Source organism: Pseudomonas putida (assembly GCA_041071465.1).
Classification (GTDB): domain Bacteria; phylum Pseudomonadota; class Gammaproteobacteria; order Pseudomonadales; family Pseudomonadaceae; genus Aquipseudomonas; species Aquipseudomonas putida_P.
Window position 1 is genome coordinate 3,562,998 of the sequence record CP163498.1, and the last position, 17,830, is coordinate 3,580,827.

Below are 17,830 nucleotides of genomic sequence, written 5' to 3' on the forward strand. Positions count from 1 at the left end.
ATTGATCTGAAACAAAACATCAATCTTTTCGGGTGCCCATCCCATAAAACACGCCCGCCAGTATCACCGACAACACCAGCAGGTAGAAGATCGCCCCCGGCCACAGATGCACCAGGGCGAACCCCACCATCACCGGCCCCAGCGCCGCCCCCAGGTTGGACAGGTTCTGCGCACCGTAATACACCCCGCGCAAGTGTTCCGGTGCGATCAGGTCGATGAACATGTACTCGGCCGGGATCACGATGATCTCGCCCAGGGTGAACACCAGCATCGCCAGGCACCAGGCCAGTACCGAGCCGGCCAGCGCGAAACCCAGCAGCCCGGCAATGAACAGGCCCATGCCGGCCAGCAGCCAGGGCATCAGGCGCTGGCGGCTGATGCGGCGCCCAATCAGGTACTGCAGGGCAATCACCGTCACCGCGTTGGTGGTCACCAGGTAGCCGACCAGGCGCGCCGCTTCGGCCGGGCTGCTGGTTACCACCAGGTACTGGGACAGGTAGGCGGTGAACTGGCCGAACACCACCGCGCTGAGCACCCCGCCCAGGGTGAAGCACACCAGCCGGCGATCACGCGCCAGCCCCAGCGCCACCTGGCCGAAGCCGGCCGCAGGCTTTTCGGGTGCGCTGGCCTGCAGGCTGCGGTCGCCAAGGCGCCAGTAAGCCACGCACATGACCAGGCCAAGCACGGCAGAGGCGATGAACGGCATATGGTCGTTCAGCTCCAGCATGGCCACGCCCAACAGCGGGCCGGCGGCGTAGCCGACGTTGCTGAGGGTGTACTTGATGGCGAACACCTCGGCCCGCTCCTCCACCGGCAGCAACGCGCAGAAGCCCGCCTTGGCGGCGATGTCGACCACTGCCAGGGCCAGGTTGATCAGCACCAGGCACAAGAAGAACAACAGCGCCGAACGGCTGGCGACCGCGCCGATGAAGGCCAGGGCGAACAGCAGTGTGCTGGCGCTGACCAGCGTGTGGTTGCGCAAGGTGTCGACCAGATGGCCGCCATACAGGCTCAGCAGCGAGGCAATGATCAGCGCGCCGCCGATCAGCAGGCCGATCTGGCTGATCGGCAGCTGAAAGTTGTCGGCCAGGTACACCACCAGGTAGGGCAGGGTGAGGGCGCGGGCGACGGTTAGGCTGAAGGTGGTGAGCAGCAGCAGGCGTACGGTGTGCGGGTAGCGTTTGATGGCGGCGAGCATTGCCACGTCCTTGTTGTTCTGGTGTTCCCAGGCACAAGCATAAGCCAGGCGCGGTGCCTGGCGACAGGCGGAGGATTGACAACCCGTATGCCACGGGGAATACTCACGAAAAATTCATATATATGTTTATATAACAAGACGAGAGCGAGACCCATGCACCCATTGACCGGTGATGCTCGACTGCCCCGCTACCAACAACTGCGCGACCACATGGTCGAGCAGATCGCCAACAACCGCTGGCGCCCCGGCGAAGCGATCCCGACCGAAGCAGCCTTGGCTTCCGAATTCGATATGTCGGTCGGCACCGTGCGCAAGGCCGTCGATGTGCTGGTGGCCGAAGGCGTGCTGGAACGCCAGCAGGGCCGCGGCACTTTTATCCGCCGCCCACAGTTCCAGTCTTCGCTGTTTCGCTTCTTTCGCTTCGAGGCCGCCAATGGCGAGCGCGTGGTGCCAGAAAGCCGCATCCTGTCCATCGAGCCGCTGGCGGCGCCATCGGCGGTGGCTGAGGCCCTGGGCCTGGCGCTCGAAACCGATGTGATCCGCATCGTTCGTACCCGTCTGCTTGGCGCCCAGCCCGTGCTGGCGGAGGAAATCTGGCTGCCGCGCCAGACCTTCCAGCCGTTGCTGGATGTGGAGTTGAACAGCAAGGGCCCGCTGCTGTACCCGATCTACGAAGAACTGTGCGGCCAGGTAGTCGCCTACGCCGAAGAGACCCTGACTGCCGAAGCGGTCGACGCGGTGCATGGCCGCCTATTGCAACTACCAGTCGACAGCCCGGTGGTGGTGATCGAGCGCCTGGCCCGTGACTACGCCGGCCAGCCGCTGGAATGGCGCCGCTCGCGCGGCCATGCGCAGCACTTCCGCTACCGCATCGACATCCGCTAAGCCGGCCGCTTCACCCCCGTTACCCGTCTGCGCCGCTTTGCCACGGCGCAGTGGCTTCGCCTGCCCGCAACACACTAAAAGGATAACAATCATGTTCAGTTGGTATCGCCAGATCACTTCACGGGAACGCAAGACGTTCTGGGCCTGCTTCGGCGGTTGGTCGCTCGATGCGCTTGAAGTGCAGATGTTCGGCCTGGCTATCCCTGCGTTGATCGCTGCGTTCTCCCTGAGCAAGGGCGATGCCGGCCTGATCAGTGGCCTGACCCTGGTGACCTCGGCAATCGGTGGCTGGCTGGGCGGCACGCTGTCCGACCGTTACGGCCGTGTGCGAACCCTGCAATGGATGATTCTCTGGTTCTCCTTCTTCACTTTCCTCTCGGCATTCGTCACCGGCTTTTACCCGCTGCTGTTCGTCAAGGCCATGCAAGGCTTCGGCATCGGTGGCGAATGGGCGGCCGGCGCGGTGTTGATGGCCGAAACCATCAACCCGAAATATCGTGGCAAGGTCATGGGCACGGTACAGAGCGCCTGGGCCGTGGGTTGGGGCCTGGCGGTGGCGCTGTTCACGTTGATCTACTCGCTGGTGCCGCAGGAATTCGCCTGGCGGGTCATGTTCTTCGTCGGCCTGCTGCCGTCACTGCTGATCATCTGGGTACGCCGCAATGTGCCCGAGCCGGACAGCTTCCAGCGCCTGCAGAAAGAAAACGCCATCCCCACCCGCTTCCTGCAGTCGATGGCTGGCATCTTCCGCCCGGAACTGCTGCGCGTGACCCTGCTGGGCGGCTTGCTCGGCCTGGGTGCTCACGGTGGCTACCACGCGGTGATGACCTGGTTGCCGACCTTCCTCAAAACCGAACGCAACCTTTCAGTGCTGAACTCCGGCGGTTACCTGGCGGTGATCATCCTGGCCTTCTGGTGCGGCTGCGTGGTCAGTGGCCTGCTGATCGACCGCATTGGGCGCCGCAAGAACATCCTGCTGTTCGCGCTGTGCTGCGTGCTGACCGTGCAGGCCTATGTGTTCTTCCCGCTGACCAATACCCAGATGCTGTTCCTCGGCTTCCCGCTGGGCTTCTTCGCTGCCGGCATCCCGGCCAGCCTGGGCGCGTTCTTCAATGAACTGTACCCAGCTGATGTGCGCGGGGCCGGGGTGGGCTTTTGCTACAACTTTGGCCGCGTGCTGTCGGCGGTATTCCCGTTCCTGGTCGGCCACATGAGTGAGTCGATGTCGCTGGGCAGTGCCATTGGCATCGATGCTGGCATTGCCTATGGCGTGGCGGTGATCGCTGCCCTGTGCCTGCCGGAAACCCGTGGCCGTAACCTTGAATCTGCACCCGCGCCGGAAATGGCCGGTGCTGCTGCCAAGTAACCTGACCTTGTTTGTATGAGAACCATGCCCGACGCTCCTGCTTTACACCTGACTGCCATCGACAGCCACGCCCACGTATTCAGCCGTGGGTTGAACCTGGCCAGCGTGCGGCGTTACGCGCCCAGCTACGATGCGCCGCTGGGCGACTACCTGGGCCAGTTGCTGGCCCATGGTTTCAGCCATGGCGTGCTGGTTCAGCCCAGCTTCCTCGGTACCGACAATCGTTACCTGCTCAGTGCCTTGCAGACCGTGCCGGGGCAATTGCGCGGGGTGGTGATGCTGGAGCGAAATGTCGAACGGGCGAGCCTGGACGAAATGGCAAGGTTGGGCGTGAGGGGTGTGCGCTTGAACCTCATGGGGCAGGCCTTGCCTGACCTGACCGGCGCCGAATGGCGGCCTATGTTGGAGCGCATTGGCGAGCAGGGCTGGCACCTGGAGCTGCATCGGCAAGTGGCCGACATACCGGCGTTGGTGCGGGCCCTCGAACCCTATGGGCTGGACATCGTGATCGACCATTTTGGCCGGCCCGATGCCCGCCGTGGCCTCGGCCAGCCGGGGTTCGCCGAGCTGCTGACCCTGGGCGGACGGGGCAAGGTCTGGGTGAAGGTGTCTGGCATCTATCGGCTGGAAGGTTCGCCCGAGGAGAACCTTTCATTCGCCCGTCAGACGCTATGCGCGCTGGAAGCCCATTACGGGGCGCAGCGGTTGATGTGGGGCAGTGACTGGCCGCATACCCAGCATGAATCGGCAGTGAGTTTCGGCACCGCTGTCGAGCAGTTCGACGCCCTGGGCTGTTCGGCGCAGTTGCGCCGGGCCTTGTTGTTGGATACCGCGCAGGCGTTGTTCGGTTTCGAGTGATGCAGTACCTGTTCTGAAGGCTCGGCTTGCCAGTCAACGCATTTCCCATGCAGATTTGTGGCCTGGCGTGCCCGGCGCGCCTCCAATTGAAAAGCCCTCAGGACCATGGACGATGAGTCACTCCTCGCAATTCACCTTGCTCGGCAAGCGGCGTTCCTGCCGTTTTTCATCACCCAGTCGCTGGGTGCCTTCAACGACAACCTGTTCAAGCAGTCGCTGATTCTGGCGATCCTGTTCAGGCTCAGCCTGGGCGACGGCGACCGGTCGATCTGGGTCAACCTGTGCGCCTTGCTGTTCATCCTGCCGTTTTTCCTGTTCTCGGCACTGGGCGGGCAGTTCGGTGAAAAGTTCGCCAAGGACGCGTTGATCCGCGCGATCAAACTGGCCGAAATCGCGATCATGGCAGTGGGTGCGCTGGGCTTTATCACCAACCACCTGGCGTTGATGCTGGTGGCGCTGTTCGGCATGGGCACCCATTCGGCACTGTTTGGCCCGGTGAAGTATTCAATCCTGCCGCAGGCCCTGCGTGAGGAAGAGTTGGTTGGCGGCAATGGGCTGGTGGAAACCGGCACCTTCCTCGCCATCCTCGCTGGCACCATCGGTGCCGGGGTGATGATGTCGGCCGACAGCTACGCCTCGGTGGTGGCCGGTGGCGTGGTCGGCACGGCGGTGCTCGGCTACCTGGCCAGCCGCTGGATCCCCCGGGCTGCCGCCGCATCGCCGCAGATGACACTGGACTGGAACATCTTCAAGCAGTCCTGGGCGATTCTGCGCATGGGCCTGGGCCAGCCGCCAGCGGTGTCGCGCTCGATCGTCGGCAACTCGTGGTTCTGGTTCGTCGGCGCCATCTACCTTACGCAGATCCCGGCCTACGCCAAGGACTGGCTGCACGGTGACGGCACGGTGGTGACCCTGGTGCTGACGCTGTTCTCGGTGGGTATCGCCCTGGGCTCATTGCTGTGCGAGCGCCTTAGCGGGCGCAAGGTGGAGATTCGGCCTGGTGCCGTTCGGCTCGTTCGGCCTGACCCTGTTCGGCTTGCTGTGGTGGTGGCATTCCGGTGATGTTCCGGCTGCGGCGGCGCCGCACGACTGGCTGGCGCTGCTGGGCATGAGCCAGGCCTGGTGGATCTTGTTGTCGATCGTCGGTCTGGGGGTATTCGGCGGCTTTTACATCGTGCCGTTGTATGCGTTGATCCAGGCCCGCACGGCCGAAGACCAGCGGGCCCGGGTGATCGCGGCCAACAACATCCTCAATGCCTTGTTCATGGTGGTGTCGGCGGTGCTCACCATTGGCCTGCTGGGGCTGGCAGGCTTTACCATCCCGCAGCTGTTCCTGGTGGTGTCGCTGCTCAACATCGCGGTCAACGCCTACATCTTCAGGATCGTGCCCGAGTTCACCATGCGCTTCCTGATCTGGTTGCTCAGCCATTCGATGTATCGCGTGCAGCATCGCGACCTTGAACGCATCCCTGACGAAGGCGCGGCGTTGCTGGTGTGCAACCACGTTTCATTCGTCGATGCGCTGCTGCTGGGTGGGGCTATCCGCCGGCCGATCCGCTTTGTCATGTACTACAAGATCTACAACCTGCCGGTGCTCAACTTCGTGTTCCGCACCGCTGGCGCCATCCCGATAGCCGGGCGTAACGAAGACCTGGCGACCTACGAGCGCGCCTTCGCGCGAATTGCCCAGTACCTGGCCGAGGGGGAGCTGGTGTGCATCTTCCCGGAAGGCAAGTTGACCGGTGATGGCGAAATCGATGTGTTCAAGGGCGGCGTCAACCGCATCCTCGAAGAAACGCCGGTGCCGGTGATTCCGCTGGCCTTGCAGGGGCTGTGGGGCAGCTTCTTCAGCCGCGACCCGGCCAAGGGCTTTTTCAAGCGCCTGTGGTCGCGGGTGACCATTGTGGCAGGCGCCGCCATCCCAGTGGAGGCGGCGCAGCCAGAGTTGTTGCGCGAGCAGGTCAGCCGTTTGCGCGGTAACCTGCGCTAGGGGAGGGGGTTAGCTGGCGCTGACTTTAAGGCCGACCAGGCCGCAGACGATCAGTGCCACGCTGACCAGCCGTACCAGGGCCATCGATTCGCCGAACAGGATGATGCCAGCGATCACCGTGCCCACGGCACCGACGCCAGTCCAGATGGCATAGGCGGTGCCCAGTGGCAGCTCCTTCATGGCCAGGCCCAGCAGGCCAAGGCTGATGACCATGGCGCCGACGGTAAGTACGGTGGGAATCGGCTTGCTGAAGCCGTCGGTGTATTTCAGGCCGACGGCCCAGCCGACCTCGAACAGGCCGGCAAAGAACAGGATGATCCAGGACATGAGTGTGTCTCCATCGTTTGAATGATGGGGCCGTCCCGGAATGGTCACGCGGTGCGTCGTGAGGTCGTCCTCACAGTGGCCACTATGGTGCACACCTGAAGGTTTCAGGGCAAGCCTGTGCGGGCGGGTTCCACTGCTTCGGTTTCCACCGCCGGCTCATTCATCCGCCGGAACCAGGTGGACAATAGCGCCCCGGAAATATTGTGCCAAACACTGAACAAGGCGCTCGGCACCGCCGCCAGTGGCGAGAAGTGCGCTGCTGCCAGTGCCGCGCCAAGCCCGGAGTTCTGCATGCCCACCTCCAGTGCCAGTGACTTGCGCTGGGCCAGCGGCAGCTTGCACAGCTTGCCGGTCAGGTACCCCAGCAAATAGCCGAAGCTGTTGTGCAGCATCACCACCGCCATGATCAGCAACCCCGACTCGGCGATTTTCGCCTGGCTGGCCGCCACCACCGCACACACGATCATCACGATACTCACCACCGACACCAGTGGCAGCACCTGCACCGCCGCCTGCACGCGGGCACCGAGCAAGCGCTGGGCCAGCACGCCGAGCACGATCGGCAGCATGACAAGCTGCAGGATCGACCAGAACATGTCCATGAAGGACACCGGCAACCAGGCCGATGCCAGGAACCAAATCAGCGCCGGGGTCAGTAGCGGTGCCAGCAGGGTGGTGACCGCAGCGATCGCCACGGCCAGCGCCAGGTCGCCACGCGACAGCCAGACCATCACGTTCGATGCCGTGCCGCTTGGGCAGCAACCAACCAGGATCACGCCCACGGCAATTTCCGGCGGCAGGTGGAACAGCTGGCACAGCAGCCAGGCCATGCCGGGCATGATCACGAAGTGCGCGACCACGCCCAACATCACCCGCCAAGGCTGGCGGGCGAGGGCGGCGAAGTCGTCGAGCTTGAGGGTAAGGCCCATGCCGAACATCACCAGCCCCAGCAGCGGCACAATGGCCACCTTGAGGGCGATGAACCATTGCGGTTGCAGGAAAGCCAGCACGGCGAAAACCAGCACCCACAGGGCGAAGGTATTGCCGACGAAGCGGCTTAAGGCGGCGAGGGCACGCATGGGCAATTCCTTTTCTTTTTATAGCTGTGTGGATTTTATTGGCCCTTTCGCGGGTTTACCCGCGAAGAGGCCGGTGCAGGCAAAAAATCACTTCCAGGCCAGCACCGGTCCTTCAAGAGAACATCAGACCCCTTGCGGAATCTCTTCTCCACCCAGTGCCTCGAACAGCACCGGCAGGAACTCGGCAAAGGTCATCATCATCAGCTGGAAGCTGGCATCGAACTGCTGCGCAGCTTCATCGCCACCGTCCTGCTCGGCTTGCTCTTGCAGCAGCTCTTCGAACTTCAGGCGCTTGATGACCATCTTGTCGTCGAGAATGAACGACAGCTTGTCCTGCCAGGCCAGGGCCAGCTGGGTCACTACCTTGCCAGTGCTCAGGTGCAGCTGGATTTCCTCGCCCGTCAGGTCCTGGCGCTTGCAGCGCACGATACCGCCGTCTTCGGCCGTGTCGCGCAGCTCGCATTCGTCCAGCACATGGAAGCCTTCGGCGGCTTGCTGCGACTTGACCCAGTCGGTCATGGTGGCAACCGGTGCAACTTTTACCGTGGCAGGGCGCACCGGCAGCGAGCCCATCACTTCACGCAGGGTCGACAACAGGTCTTCGGCACGCTTGGCGCTGGCCGAGTTGACCAGAATCACGCCCAGGCGCGGGGCGATGGCGGCGAAGATCATCGAGCGGCGGATGAACGCGCGCGGCAGGAAGGCCTGGATGATCTCGTCCTTGATCTGGTCGCGTTCCTTTTTATAGACCTTGCGCATTTGCTCGGTCTCGATCTCTTCGACCTTTTCCTTGACCGCGTCGTTGACCACGCTGCTAGGCAGGATGCGTTCTTCCTTGCGTGCGGCAATCAGCAGGTACTCGCCGCTGACATGCACCAGGGGAGCGTCTTCGCCTTTGCCGAACGGCGCGACGAAACCGTAGGTGGTCAGCTCCTGGCTGGCGCATGGGCGGGCCGGCTTGCTGGCCAGGGCGGCTTCCAACGCTTCAGGCTCGAACGGAACTTCCTGGGTCAGGCGGTAGGTCAGCAGGTTCTTGAACCACATGAGGGGCAATCTCTCCTTAATGCATAAGGCGGGCATTATTCTCCGTGCGCTGATCTGAGGCCAGCCCTGTCACAGGGCCAGCAGTGACTAATGCGGGAAAGAAACGCACGCCAACGCTAGGTCTTTGAAAGGCATGAGGTTTTTTTTGAAAAAAGTTTAAAAAGTGCTTGCCAGGGTATGGGGCCGTCCGTAGAATGCGCGCCACACCGAGACGAAGGGTGATTAGCTCAGCCGGGAGAGCATCTGCCTTACAAGCAGAGGGTCGGCGGTTCGATCCCGTCATCACCCACCACTCGATGTATAGCGCAGCGGTAGTTCAGTCGGTTAGAATACCGGCCTGTCACGCCGGGGGTCGCGGGTTCGAGTCCCGTCCGCTGCGCCATATTCCACTTCCAGGGCCCACTGAACACCCGGAAGTAACAAAGAAAGCGACCTTAGGGTCGCTTTTTTTGTGCCTGTATTTTGCTGTTTGATCCAAGTTTGAAAAAACTTCGATAAGTGCTTGCCAGAGCGCAAAGTCGCCCGTAGAATGCGCGCCACACCGAGAGACATGGGTGATTAGCTCAGCCGGGAGAGCATCTGCCTTACAAGCAGAGGGTCGGCGGTTCGATCCCGTCATCACCCACCACTCGATGTATAGCGCAGCGGTAGTTCAGTCGGTTAGAATACCGGCCTGTCACGCCGGGGGTCGCGGGTTCGAGTCCCGTCCGCTGCGCCATATTCCACTTCCAGGGCCCACTGAACACCCGGAAGTAACAAAGAAAGCGACCTTAGGGTCGCTTTTTTTGTGCCTGCAGTTTCAGCGTCAGCGCTCTTCCTCCCGCAGCGTCAGCACCTCGAACCCTTGCTCGGTCACTGCCACGGTGTGCTCCCATTGCGCCGACAGGCTGTGGTCACGGGTAATCACCGTCCAGCCGTCCTTCATTTCTCGCGTGCCACGCTTACCCTGGTTGATCATCGGCTCGATGGTAAACACCATGCCCGGCTTCAGCTTCATGCCCATGCCGCGCTGGCCAATGTGCAGCACCTCGGGCCCCTCATGCATCTGCTGGCCAATGCCGTGCCCGCAATACTCGCGTACCACGCTGTAGCCCGCAGCCTCGGCATGGGCCTGCACGGCATGGCCGATATCACCCAGCGTCGCCCCAGGGCGCACCTGCTCGATGCCTTTCCACAATGCGTCGTAGGTAGTGTCGACCAACCGCCGGGCTTCATCGCTGATCGCTCCGATGCCATACATCTTCGAAGAGTCGGCAATGTAGCCGCCCTGTTCCAGGGTGATGTCGACGTTGATGATCGAGCCTTCCTTGAGCACTTCATCGACTTTGGGTATGCCGTGGCACACCACATGGTCCACCGAGGTATTGAGCGAGTAGGGGAAGCCATACTGGCCTTTGCTCGCTGGCCGCGCCTTGAGTGTATTGACGATGAATGCCTCGGCGCGATCGTTGATCTGCATGGTGGTGACACCGGGGCGGATGAAGCTGTCGAGGTCGGCGAACACCTGGGCCAGCAGTTGGCCGGCGCGGCGCATCAGGTCGAGTTGGGCGGGGGTCTTGATGATCACCTGAGACATAGGGGGAGGGCAGTTGCTCATGCTGGAATGTGCCCCAGCATAGCGCCTGGGGCTGTGAAGTTGCCACCGCATGGTGCGCAAGATAGGCCACAGCACGGCCTTTGTGGGAGCGTGAGGCGGCTGGCCCATTAATTGCTGACTTACCTCCCATCCAGGGCGGTCAACGTCGACAGCCCACACAACCTCACGACAAAGGCGCCGTGTTGCCCCGCTTGCTTGCGCAAGCCGGAGCAGCCGGCGCCTTTTTGCGTTCCCCACAGGAGCCCGCCCATGGCCAACAGCGAAGTGCGCAGCGTCTGCCCCTACTGCGGCGTTGGCTGCGGCATCGTCATGAGCGTTGCCGATGGCAAGGTCGGCAAGATCAGTGGCGACAAGCAGCACCCCAGCAACTTCGGCCGCCTGTGCACCAAAGGCCTCACCGCACACCTGCCGCTGAGCGCCGCCGGGCGCATGGCTGACGCCTATGTGCGCCAGCAACGTAGCCAGCCGCCGGTGCGCACCAGCATGGACCAGGCCATCACCGACACTGCCATGCGCCTGCGCGGCATCATCGACCAGCACGGCGCTGACGCCGTCGCGCTGTACGTGTCCGGGCAAATGTCGCTGGAGGCCCAGTACTTGGCCAACAAGCTGGCTAAAGGCTTTATCCGCACCCGCCATATCGAGTCCAACTCGCGCCTGTGCATGGCCAGCGCCGGCAGCGGCTACAAGCTGTCGCTGGGCGCCGATGGCCCACCCGGCAGCTACCAGGACTTCGAGCACGCCGACGTATTCCTGGTGATCGGCGCCAACATGGCCGACTGCCACCCCATTCTGTTCCTGCGCCTGCTCGACCGGGTCAAGGCCGGGGCCAGGCTGATCGTCGTCGACCCCCGGCGCAGCGCTACCGCCGACAAGGCTGACCTGTTCCTGCAAGTACGCCCAGGCAGCGACATGGCCTTGCTCAACGGCTTTTTGCACTTGCTGCAGCGCAACGGCCACACCAACCCCGACTTCATCGCCCGCCACACCGAAGGCTGGGACGAACTGCCACCCTTCCTCGACGACTATACCCCCGAGCGCGTAGCCGCCATCACCGGGCTGGCGGAGGCCGATATCATCCAGGCCGCCGATTGGATCGGCAGCGCCAGCAACTGGATGAGCTGCTGGACCATGGGCCTTAACCAGAGCATCCACGGCACCTGGCACAGCAACGCCATCTGCAACCTGCACCTGGCCACGGGCGCCATCTGCCGCCCCGGTAGCGGCCCGTTCTCGCTGACCGGCCAGCCCAATGCCATGGGCGGCCGCGAGATGGGCTACATGGGGCCTGGCTTGCCAGGCCAGCGCTCGGCGTTGGTGGCAACGGACCGCGCCTTTGTCGAGCAGCAGTGGCAGCTGGCGCCGGGCAGCCTGCGCAGCGAAGGCGGTGAGGGCACGGTGGCGCTGTTCGAGCAGATGAAGGCCGGAGAAGTGAAAGCCTGCTGGATCATCTGCAGCAACCCAGTGGCCAGTGTCGCCAACCGCCAGCAAGTAATCGACGGGCTGCGCGAGGCCGAACTGGTGATTACCCAGGATGCATTCCTCGACACCGAAACCAACCGCTACGCCGACATCTTGCTGCCGGCCGCGCTGTGGGCCGAAGGCGAGGGTGTGATGATCAATAGCGAACGCAACCTGACGCTGATGCCGCGCGCCGTCCAGCCGCCAGGGCAAAGCCTGCCCGACTGGCAGATCATTGCCCGTGTGGCCTGTGCCATGGGCTATGCCGACGCATTCGACTACCCCGATGCCGAAGCGGTGTACGAGGAAATTCGCCGCTTCCACAACCCGCTGACCGGCTACGATCTGCGCGGCATCGGCTATGCCGAACTGCGTACGCAACCGCGCCAGTGGCCCTGTGCGCCGGGCCGTGAACAGGCGCGAAGCCCACTGCGCTACCTCAACGACGGCAGCAGCCAGGCGCTGTTGCTCGATGCCCAGGGGCAGCGGCCGGCCCTGGCCTTCCCGACCGCCAGCGGCAAGGCGCGCTTCTTCGCTCGGCCTTGGCTGCCGGCGCCGGAGTTGCCGAATGACGACTACCCCATGGTGCTGAATACCGGCCGCGTGCAGCACCAATGGCACACCCTCACCAAGACCGGCAAGGTGCCGGCGCTGAACAAGTTGGAGCCTGGTCCCTTTGTCGAAATCCACCCCGAAGATGCTGCCCGGTTGGGAGTGGCAGAAAAGGACCAGGTGGCCATTCGCTCGCGACGTGGTCAAGCCGTGCTACCGGCGCGTATCAGCGACCGGGTCATGCCGGGCAACTGCTTCGCGCCGTTTCACTGGAACGACCTGATCGGCGAGCAGTTGGCAATCAATGCCGTGACCTGCGATGCGGTCGACCCGTTGTCACTGCAGCCTGCCTTCAAACATTGCGCCGTGGCCCTGGAGCGGGTCGCAAGTGAGCGCATCGATGCCCTTGACCTGAACACTGCCACTTCGGAGCCTGCTCGCATGCCGACCGCCACCCTGTCCCGTCTGCTTGGCCTGGACACCCTGCCGACCCCGGTGCTGGCCGAAGAAGAGCGCCATTACCTGCAAGGTTTCCTGCTGGGCCTGGACCAAGCCCGCGCCGAGGGCGTGCCCGCCCTGCCGGCCAGTGCGCCGCTGGCTGCCAACCGGCGGCTGTTCGTCGACGGTTTGCTGGCCGGGCTGTTCGCCCAGCCCGCCACTGCGCCCCCAGCGGCGCTGACAGTGCCACTGCATCAGGTGCTGTGGGCCTCGCAGACCGGCAACGGCGAGCTGCTGGCCGAACGCTGTGCCGAGCGCCTGCGCGGTGCCGGCCTGAGTGTGCAACTGCGCTGCATGGAGGCGGTCAGCCCAAGCCAGCTGCAGGGCGCTGCCAGTGTGGTGTTGATTGCCAGTACCTTTGGCGATGGCGATGCACCCGACAGCGCGGCGGCATTCTGGCAGGCACTGCAGGGCGAGGGGGGCGCCCACTGCGCCGAGCTGCCCTATGCCGTGCTGGCCCTGGGCGACTCCAGTTACGATCAGTTCTGTGGCTTTGGCCGCAAGCTCGACCTGCGTCTGGCCGAGCTGGGAGGGCGGCGCCTGCTGCAACGGGTGGACTGCGAGCCGGATTTTGACGAAGCCTTTGCGGGCTGGCTCGAGGCATTGCTAGCCGAGCTGGGCAGTGCCACGGCGCCACTACCGGCCAGCGACCCCGCACCCGTGGCGGCCTACAGCAAGCAACAACCCTGGGCTGCCACCTTGCGGGAAAATCGCCTGCTCAATGGCCCCGGTGCCAGCAAGGAAACCCGCCAGCTGGTCTTCGACCTGAGCGGTAGCGGATTCACCTACGCCGCCGGTGACGCCTTGGGCGTGTGGCCGCGCAATTGCCCGGCTCTGGTCGACGAGCTGCTGGCACTGACGCAGCTTGATGGCCAGGCCTTGGTCGAGTTGAAAGGCCAGCCTGCCATGCCACTGGCCGAAGCCCTGCAGGCGCATCTGGAAATTGCCAAGGTAAGCCCTCAACAGCTGCAAGCATTTGCAGGCAATGCGCCCGACCTGCAGCGCCTGCTGCAGCCCGCGTGCAAGGCCGAGCTGCAGGACTGGTTGTGGGGCCGGCAGTTGACCGATGTGCTGCGCGCCTTCCCCCAGCAGTTGCCACTGGCCCACTGGCTGGAGCTGCTCAAGCCGTTGCAGCCGCGGCTCTACTCGATCAGCTCCAGCCCGCTGGCGCACCCGGAGCAGGTGCACCTGACGGTTTCCACGGTGCGTTATGGCAAACGTAAAGGCGTGTGTTCAAGCTTCCTTGCTGACCGTGCGCAGGCACTCAAGGTGGCAATTTTCCCGCAGGTGTCGAAGCACTTTCGCCTGCCCGAGGACGACAATGTGCCGGTAATCATGGTTGGCCCTGGCACTGGTATTGCGCCGTTTCGCGCCTTCCTCGAAGAACGGGAGGCGCGGGGGCGAAAGGCGGTAACTGGCTGTTCTTTGGCGAGCAGTACGCGGCAACCGACTTCTATTACCGGGAACAATTGCAGGCCTGGCAGGCAGGTGGTCATCTACGGCTGGATACAGCGTTTTCCCGCGACCAGGCCGAGAAGATCTATGTACAGCAACGCCTGCGAGAGCAGGGAGCACAGGTATGGCAATGGCTGGAGGCAGGCGCGTATTTTTATGTCTGCGGGGATGCCCAGCGCATGGCCAAGGATGTGGATGCGGCGTTACGTGAAGTCATTGCCGTGCACGGGAAAGTGGATGCGGATGCCTATGTCGAAACATTGAACAAGGCCAAGCGGTATAGGCGCGATGTGTACTGAGCGCACCGGGATGGGCTGTTGTGCACTGTGAATGTGCATACCTGTGCCGGCCTCTTCGCGGGTGAACCCGCTCCTACAGGTACCGTACAAGTCTGCCGACCTTTGGAGATCCCTGTGGGCGCGGGTTTACCCGCGAAGAGACCGGCACAGATAAAGCAATTGGCACAGTCCCTGCTTTATCTCCAATACAACAAGCCCCGCTGATCAACGGCGATCAACCCGGGCCCCTACCGTGATGAATACAGGCAAAGGCGCCTGGAGCTTCGGCTCCAGGCGCCTTTTTTTTGATCGAGGATCGGCTTATGAAGGCAACAGTGAGCAGCGGGCAACGAGAGCGACTGGTCATCGTCGGCAACGGCATGGTCGGCCACCATTGCGTCGAACAACTGGTCAGCCGTGGCGCCCTGCAGCGCTTCGAGGTGCGGGTGTTCGGCGAAGAGCGCCAACGCGCCTACGACCGCGTGCACCTGTCCGAATACTTCGGTGGCAGTTGTGCCGAAACCCTGGCCCTGTGCGAGCACGATTTCTACAACGCCAACGGCGTGCACCTGCACCTGGGTGAGGCTGTGCTGGAGATCGACCGCGAGCGCTGCGAGGTGGTCACCGCCGAGGGCCGATACGGCTACGAGCAACTGGTGCTGGCCACCGGTTCCTACCCCTTCGTACCGCCGATCGAAGGCTCCAGCGGCAATGCCCGGCTGGTGTACCGCACCCTGGACGACCTTGATGGCATTCGCGCTGCCGCAGCCGGTGCGCGTCGTGGCGTGGTGGTCGGTGGCGGCCTGCTTGGCCTGGAAGCCGCCAACGCCCTCAAGTCGCTGGGCCTGGAGGCCCACGTCGTTGAATTCGCTCCACGGCTTATGCCGGTGCAGTTGGACGGTGAGGGCGGTGCCGCGCTTAAAGCGCAGATCGAGGCGCTGGGCGTGGGGGTGCACCTGTCACGTGCCACCCAGTCGATCAACGACGGTGAAAGCTACCGCTATCGCATGAACTTCGACGGCGGCGAGCACCTGGAAACCGACCTGGTCGTGTTCTCCGCTGGTATCCGCCCACAGGATGCCTTGGGCAGAGCCTGCGGCCTGGAGATCGCCGCGCGCGGCGGTGTGGTGATCGACAATCACTGCCGCAGCAGCGACCCACGCATCTTTGCCATTGGAGAGTGCGCCTCGTGGAACGGCAGCGTTTTCGGCCTGGTTGCCCCAGGCTACGGCATGGCCCGCAACCTGGCGGCGTTGCTGATGGGGGAGGCGGCGGTCGCGTTCACCGGCGCCGACATGTCGACCAAGCTCAAGTTGTTGGGTGTGGATGTCGGCTCGATCGGTGATGCCCACGGCGCCACCCCTGGCGCGCGCAGCTACCGCTTCATCGACGAGGCCAACAGCGCCTACCGCCGGCTGGTGGTGGACGCCAGCGGCAAGCATGTGCTCGGCGCGGTGCTGGTGGGCGACAACAGCTATTACGACACCCTGCTGCAATACGCCCAGAACGGCATTGCCTTGCCGGCCGACCCGGCAGCGCTGATCTTGCCGCAAGGCGGTGGCGCACCGGCCTTGGGCGCTGACGCATTGCCCGACCGCGCGACCATCTGCTCCTGCCACAACGTCAGCAAGGGCGCGGTGTGCGCGGCCATCGACAGCGGTTGCAGCGATCTTGCGGCGGTCAAGGGCTGCACCAAGGCTGCCAGTGGTTGCGGTGGTTGCGCGGCCCTGCTCAAGCAGGTGTTCGAGCATGAATTGACCGCCCGCGGCGTGGCGGTGGACAAGAGCCTGTGCGAGCACTTCGCCTACACCCGTCAGGAACTCTACGGGCTGGTGCGGGTTGAGGGTATTCGCACCTTCGGCGAACTGCTCGAACGCCACGGCAAAGGCCACGTTGGCTGTGACATCTGCAAGCCGGCGGTGGGCAATATTCTCGCCTCGTGCTGGAACCAGCCGATCATGGACCCGGCGCTGGTGCCGCTGCAGGACACCAACGACACCTTCATGGCCAACATGCAGAAAAACGGCACCTACTCGGTGGTGCCGCGCATACCGGGGGGGGGAAATTACCCCCGACAAGCTCATCGTCATTGGCCAGGTGGCCAAGAAGTACGATTTGTACACCAAAATCACCGGCGGCCAGCGCATCGACCTGTTCGGTGCCCAGTTGCATGAACTTCCGCTGATCTGGGGCGAGCTGATCGAAGCCGGCTTCGAAACCGGCCACGCCTACGGCAAATCGACCCGCACGGTGAAATCGTGCGTGGGCAGCACCTGGTGCCGTTACGGCGTGCAGGACAGTGTCGGCATGGCCCTGCGCCTGGAGGACCGCTACAAAGGCCTGCGCAGCCCGCACAAGCTCAAGTTCGCCGTGTCCGGCTGCACCCGCGAATGTGCCGAGGCGCAGAGCAAGGACATCGGCGTGATCGCCACTGACAAGGGCTGGAATCTGTACGTGTGCGGCAACGGCGGCATGCGCCCACGGCATGCTGAACTGTTCGCCACCGACCTGGACGACGAAACCCTGGTACGCCTGATCGACCGCGTGCTGATGTTCTACATCCGTACCGCCGACAAGCTGCAGCGCACCTCGGTTTGGCGCGAGAGCCTGGACGGTGGGCTGGACTACCTGAAGCAGGTGATCATCGACGACAGCCTGGGCTTGGCCAGCGAGCTGGAAGCGCAGATGCAGCATGTGGTCGACCAGTACGAATGCGAATGGGCCAACGCCCTCAACGACCCGGAGAAGCTCAAGCGCTTCCGCACCTTCGTCAATGACCGGCGTGCCGACCCGGACATGCACTTCGTGCGCGAACGCGAACAACGCCGGCCTGCTGCGCCGCTGCACCTGATTCCAACTGTCGAGGAGGCTGTCTGATGAACCTGTCCAATGCTGCTGTGAAAACCCAAGCGACCTGGCAGGTGGTGTGCCGGGTGCAAGACCTGGTAGCCGAGTCCGGGGTGGTCGTGTGGCTGGATGGCACCCAGGTGGCGCTGTTCTACCTGCCGGGGCAGGCCCAGCCGCTGTATGCCGTGGACAACCGCGACCCGCGTTCCGGCGCCAACATCATCGGCCGTGGGTTGGTAGGCAGTGTGCAGGGTGAGTTGGTGGTGGCGGCGCCGTTGTACAAGCAGCATTTCAGCCTGCAGAGCGGCGAGTGCCTGGAGGATGCCGGGCAACAGCTTCGGGTGTGGTCGGTGCGATTCAATGGCGAGGCGGTGGAGTTGGCGGTGGCCTGATGT

General features: G+C 63.5%; 9 protein-coding genes, 4 tRNA genes and 3 pseudogenes. 11 read left to right on the top strand and 5 right to left on the bottom strand.

Going from position 1 to position 17,830, the window contains the following annotated elements:
• Window positions 1–19 precede the first annotated feature (19 nt).
• The gene (locus AB5975_16475; GenBank protein XDR18278.1) at window positions 20–1,198 is read right to left on the bottom strand and encodes an MFS transporter; all 1,179 of its coding nucleotides are present in this window, start codon (window positions 1,196–1,198) and stop codon (window positions 20–22) included.
• 153 nt (window positions 1,199–1,351) lie between these two features.
• Between AB5975_16475 and AB5975_16480 the strand changes: the two genes are divergently transcribed.
• The 4 genes and pseudogenes from AB5975_16480 to AB5975_16495 all read left to right on the top strand — a co-directional run bounded on the left by AB5975_16480 (window position 1,352) and on the right by AB5975_16495 (window position 6,297).
• Complete coding sequence (locus AB5975_16480; GenBank protein ID XDR18279.1) at window positions 1,352–2,083, top strand: GntR family transcriptional regulator; 732 nt, start codon at window positions 1,352–1,354, stop codon at window positions 2,081–2,083.
• A 91-nt stretch (window positions 2,084–2,174) separates the two neighbouring features.
• A complete protein-coding gene (locus AB5975_16485) occupies window positions 2,175–3,449 on the top strand; it encodes an MFS transporter (protein ID XDR18280.1) in 1,275 nt (424 codons plus the stop codon).
• Between the two features lie 24 nt (window positions 3,450–3,473).
• A complete protein-coding gene (locus tag AB5975_16490; GenBank protein ID XDR18281.1) occupies window positions 3,474–4,307 on the top strand; it encodes an amidohydrolase in 834 nt (277 codons plus the stop codon).
• Between the two features lie 112 nt (window positions 4,308–4,419).
• Window positions 4,420–6,297, top strand: a pseudogene (locus tag AB5975_16495) (1-acyl-sn-glycerol-3-phosphate acyltransferase).
• A 9-nt stretch (window positions 6,298–6,306) separates the two neighbouring features.
• Here the strand turns inward: AB5975_16495 and sugE are convergent.
• From sugE to rdgC, 3 genes are all read right to left on the bottom strand, one after another.
• A complete protein-coding gene (gene sugE, locus AB5975_16500; GenBank protein ID XDR18282.1) occupies window positions 6,307–6,624 on the bottom strand; it encodes a quaternary ammonium compound efflux SMR transporter SugE in 318 nt (105 codons plus the stop codon).
• A gap of 104 nt (window positions 6,625–6,728) precedes the next feature.
• Window positions 6,729–7,703 (bottom strand): bile acid:sodium symporter family protein, encoded by a 975-nt coding sequence (locus tag AB5975_16505; GenBank protein ID XDR18283.1) that lies wholly within the window; start codon window positions 7,701–7,703, stop codon window positions 6,729–6,731.
• Window positions 7,704–7,826: 123 nt separating this feature from the next.
• On the bottom strand, window positions 7,827–8,747 hold the full coding sequence (rdgC, locus tag AB5975_16510) for a recombination-associated protein RdgC (protein XDR18284.1): 921 nt from the start codon (window positions 8,745–8,747) through the stop codon (window positions 7,827–7,829).
• Window positions 8,748–8,963: 216 nt separating this feature from the next.
• Between rdgC and AB5975_16515 the strand changes: the two genes are divergently transcribed.
• From AB5975_16515 to AB5975_16530, 4 genes are all read left to right on the top strand, one after another.
• Window positions 8,964–9,039, top strand: a tRNA-Val gene (locus tag AB5975_16515).
• 13 nt (window positions 9,040–9,052) lie between these two features.
• Window positions 9,053–9,129: transfer RNA gene (locus AB5975_16520), tRNA-Asp, on the top strand.
• 170 nt (window positions 9,130–9,299) lie between these two features.
• A tRNA-Val gene (locus AB5975_16525) sits at window positions 9,300–9,375 on the top strand.
• Between the two features lie 13 nt (window positions 9,376–9,388).
• Window positions 9,389–9,465: transfer RNA gene (locus AB5975_16530), tRNA-Asp, on the top strand.
• Window positions 9,466–9,552: 87 nt separating this feature from the next.
• Here the strand turns inward: AB5975_16530 and map are convergent.
• A complete protein-coding gene (gene map / locus AB5975_16535; protein XDR18285.1) occupies window positions 9,553–10,395 on the bottom strand; it encodes a type I methionyl aminopeptidase in 843 nt (280 codons plus the stop codon).
• Window positions 10,396–10,593: 198 nt separating this feature from the next.
• Here map and AB5975_16540 point away from each other — a divergent pair.
• The 3 genes and pseudogenes from AB5975_16540 to nirD all read left to right on the top strand — a co-directional run bounded on the left by AB5975_16540 (window position 10,594) and on the right by nirD (window position 17,827).
• Window positions 10,594–14,609 (top strand): annotated as a pseudogene (locus AB5975_16540) (molybdopterin-dependent oxidoreductase).
• 302 nt (window positions 14,610–14,911) lie between these two features.
• A pseudogene (gene nirB, locus AB5975_16545) lies at window positions 14,912–17,465 on the top strand (nitrite reductase large subunit NirB).
• Entirely contained in the window at window positions 17,465–17,827 is a 363-nt protein-coding gene (gene nirD / locus AB5975_16550) for a nitrite reductase small subunit NirD (GenBank protein XDR18286.1), read from the top strand. The pseudogene nirB and the gene nirD overlap by 1 nt, the downstream one beginning before the upstream one ends.
• Window positions 17,828–17,830: the final 3 nt, after the last annotated feature.

Excerpts from the sequence above, each read along its gene's own strand:
- AB5975_16475 (XDR18278.1), bottom strand. The coding sequence starts at position 1,198 with ATGCTCGCCGCCATCAAACGCTACCCGCACACCGTACGCCTGCTGCTG.
- AB5975_16480 (XDR18279.1), top strand. The coding sequence starts at position 1,352 with ATGCACCCATTGACCGGTGATGCTCGACTGCCCCGCTACCAACAACTG.
- AB5975_16485 (XDR18280.1), top strand. The coding sequence starts at position 2,175 with ATGTTCAGTTGGTATCGCCAGATCACTTCACGGGAACGCAAGACGTTC.
- AB5975_16490 (XDR18281.1), top strand. The coding sequence starts at position 3,474 with ATGCCCGACGCTCCTGCTTTACACCTGACTGCCATCGACAGCCACGCC.
- sugE (XDR18282.1), bottom strand. The coding sequence starts at position 6,624 with ATGTCCTGGATCATCCTGTTCTTTGCCGGCCTGTTCGAGGTCGGCTGG.
- AB5975_16505 (XDR18283.1), bottom strand. The coding sequence starts at position 7,703 with ATGCGTGCCCTCGCCGCCTTAAGCCGCTTCGTCGGCAATACCTTCGCC.
- rdgC (XDR18284.1), bottom strand. The coding sequence starts at position 8,747 with ATGTGGTTCAAGAACCTGCTGACCTACCGCCTGACCCAGGAAGTTCCG.
- map (XDR18285.1), bottom strand. The coding sequence starts at position 10,395 with ATGCGGTGGCAACTTCACAGCCCCAGGCGCTATGCTGGGGCACATTCC.
- nirD (XDR18286.1), top strand. The coding sequence starts at position 17,465 with ATGAACCTGTCCAATGCTGCTGTGAAAACCCAAGCGACCTGGCAGGTG.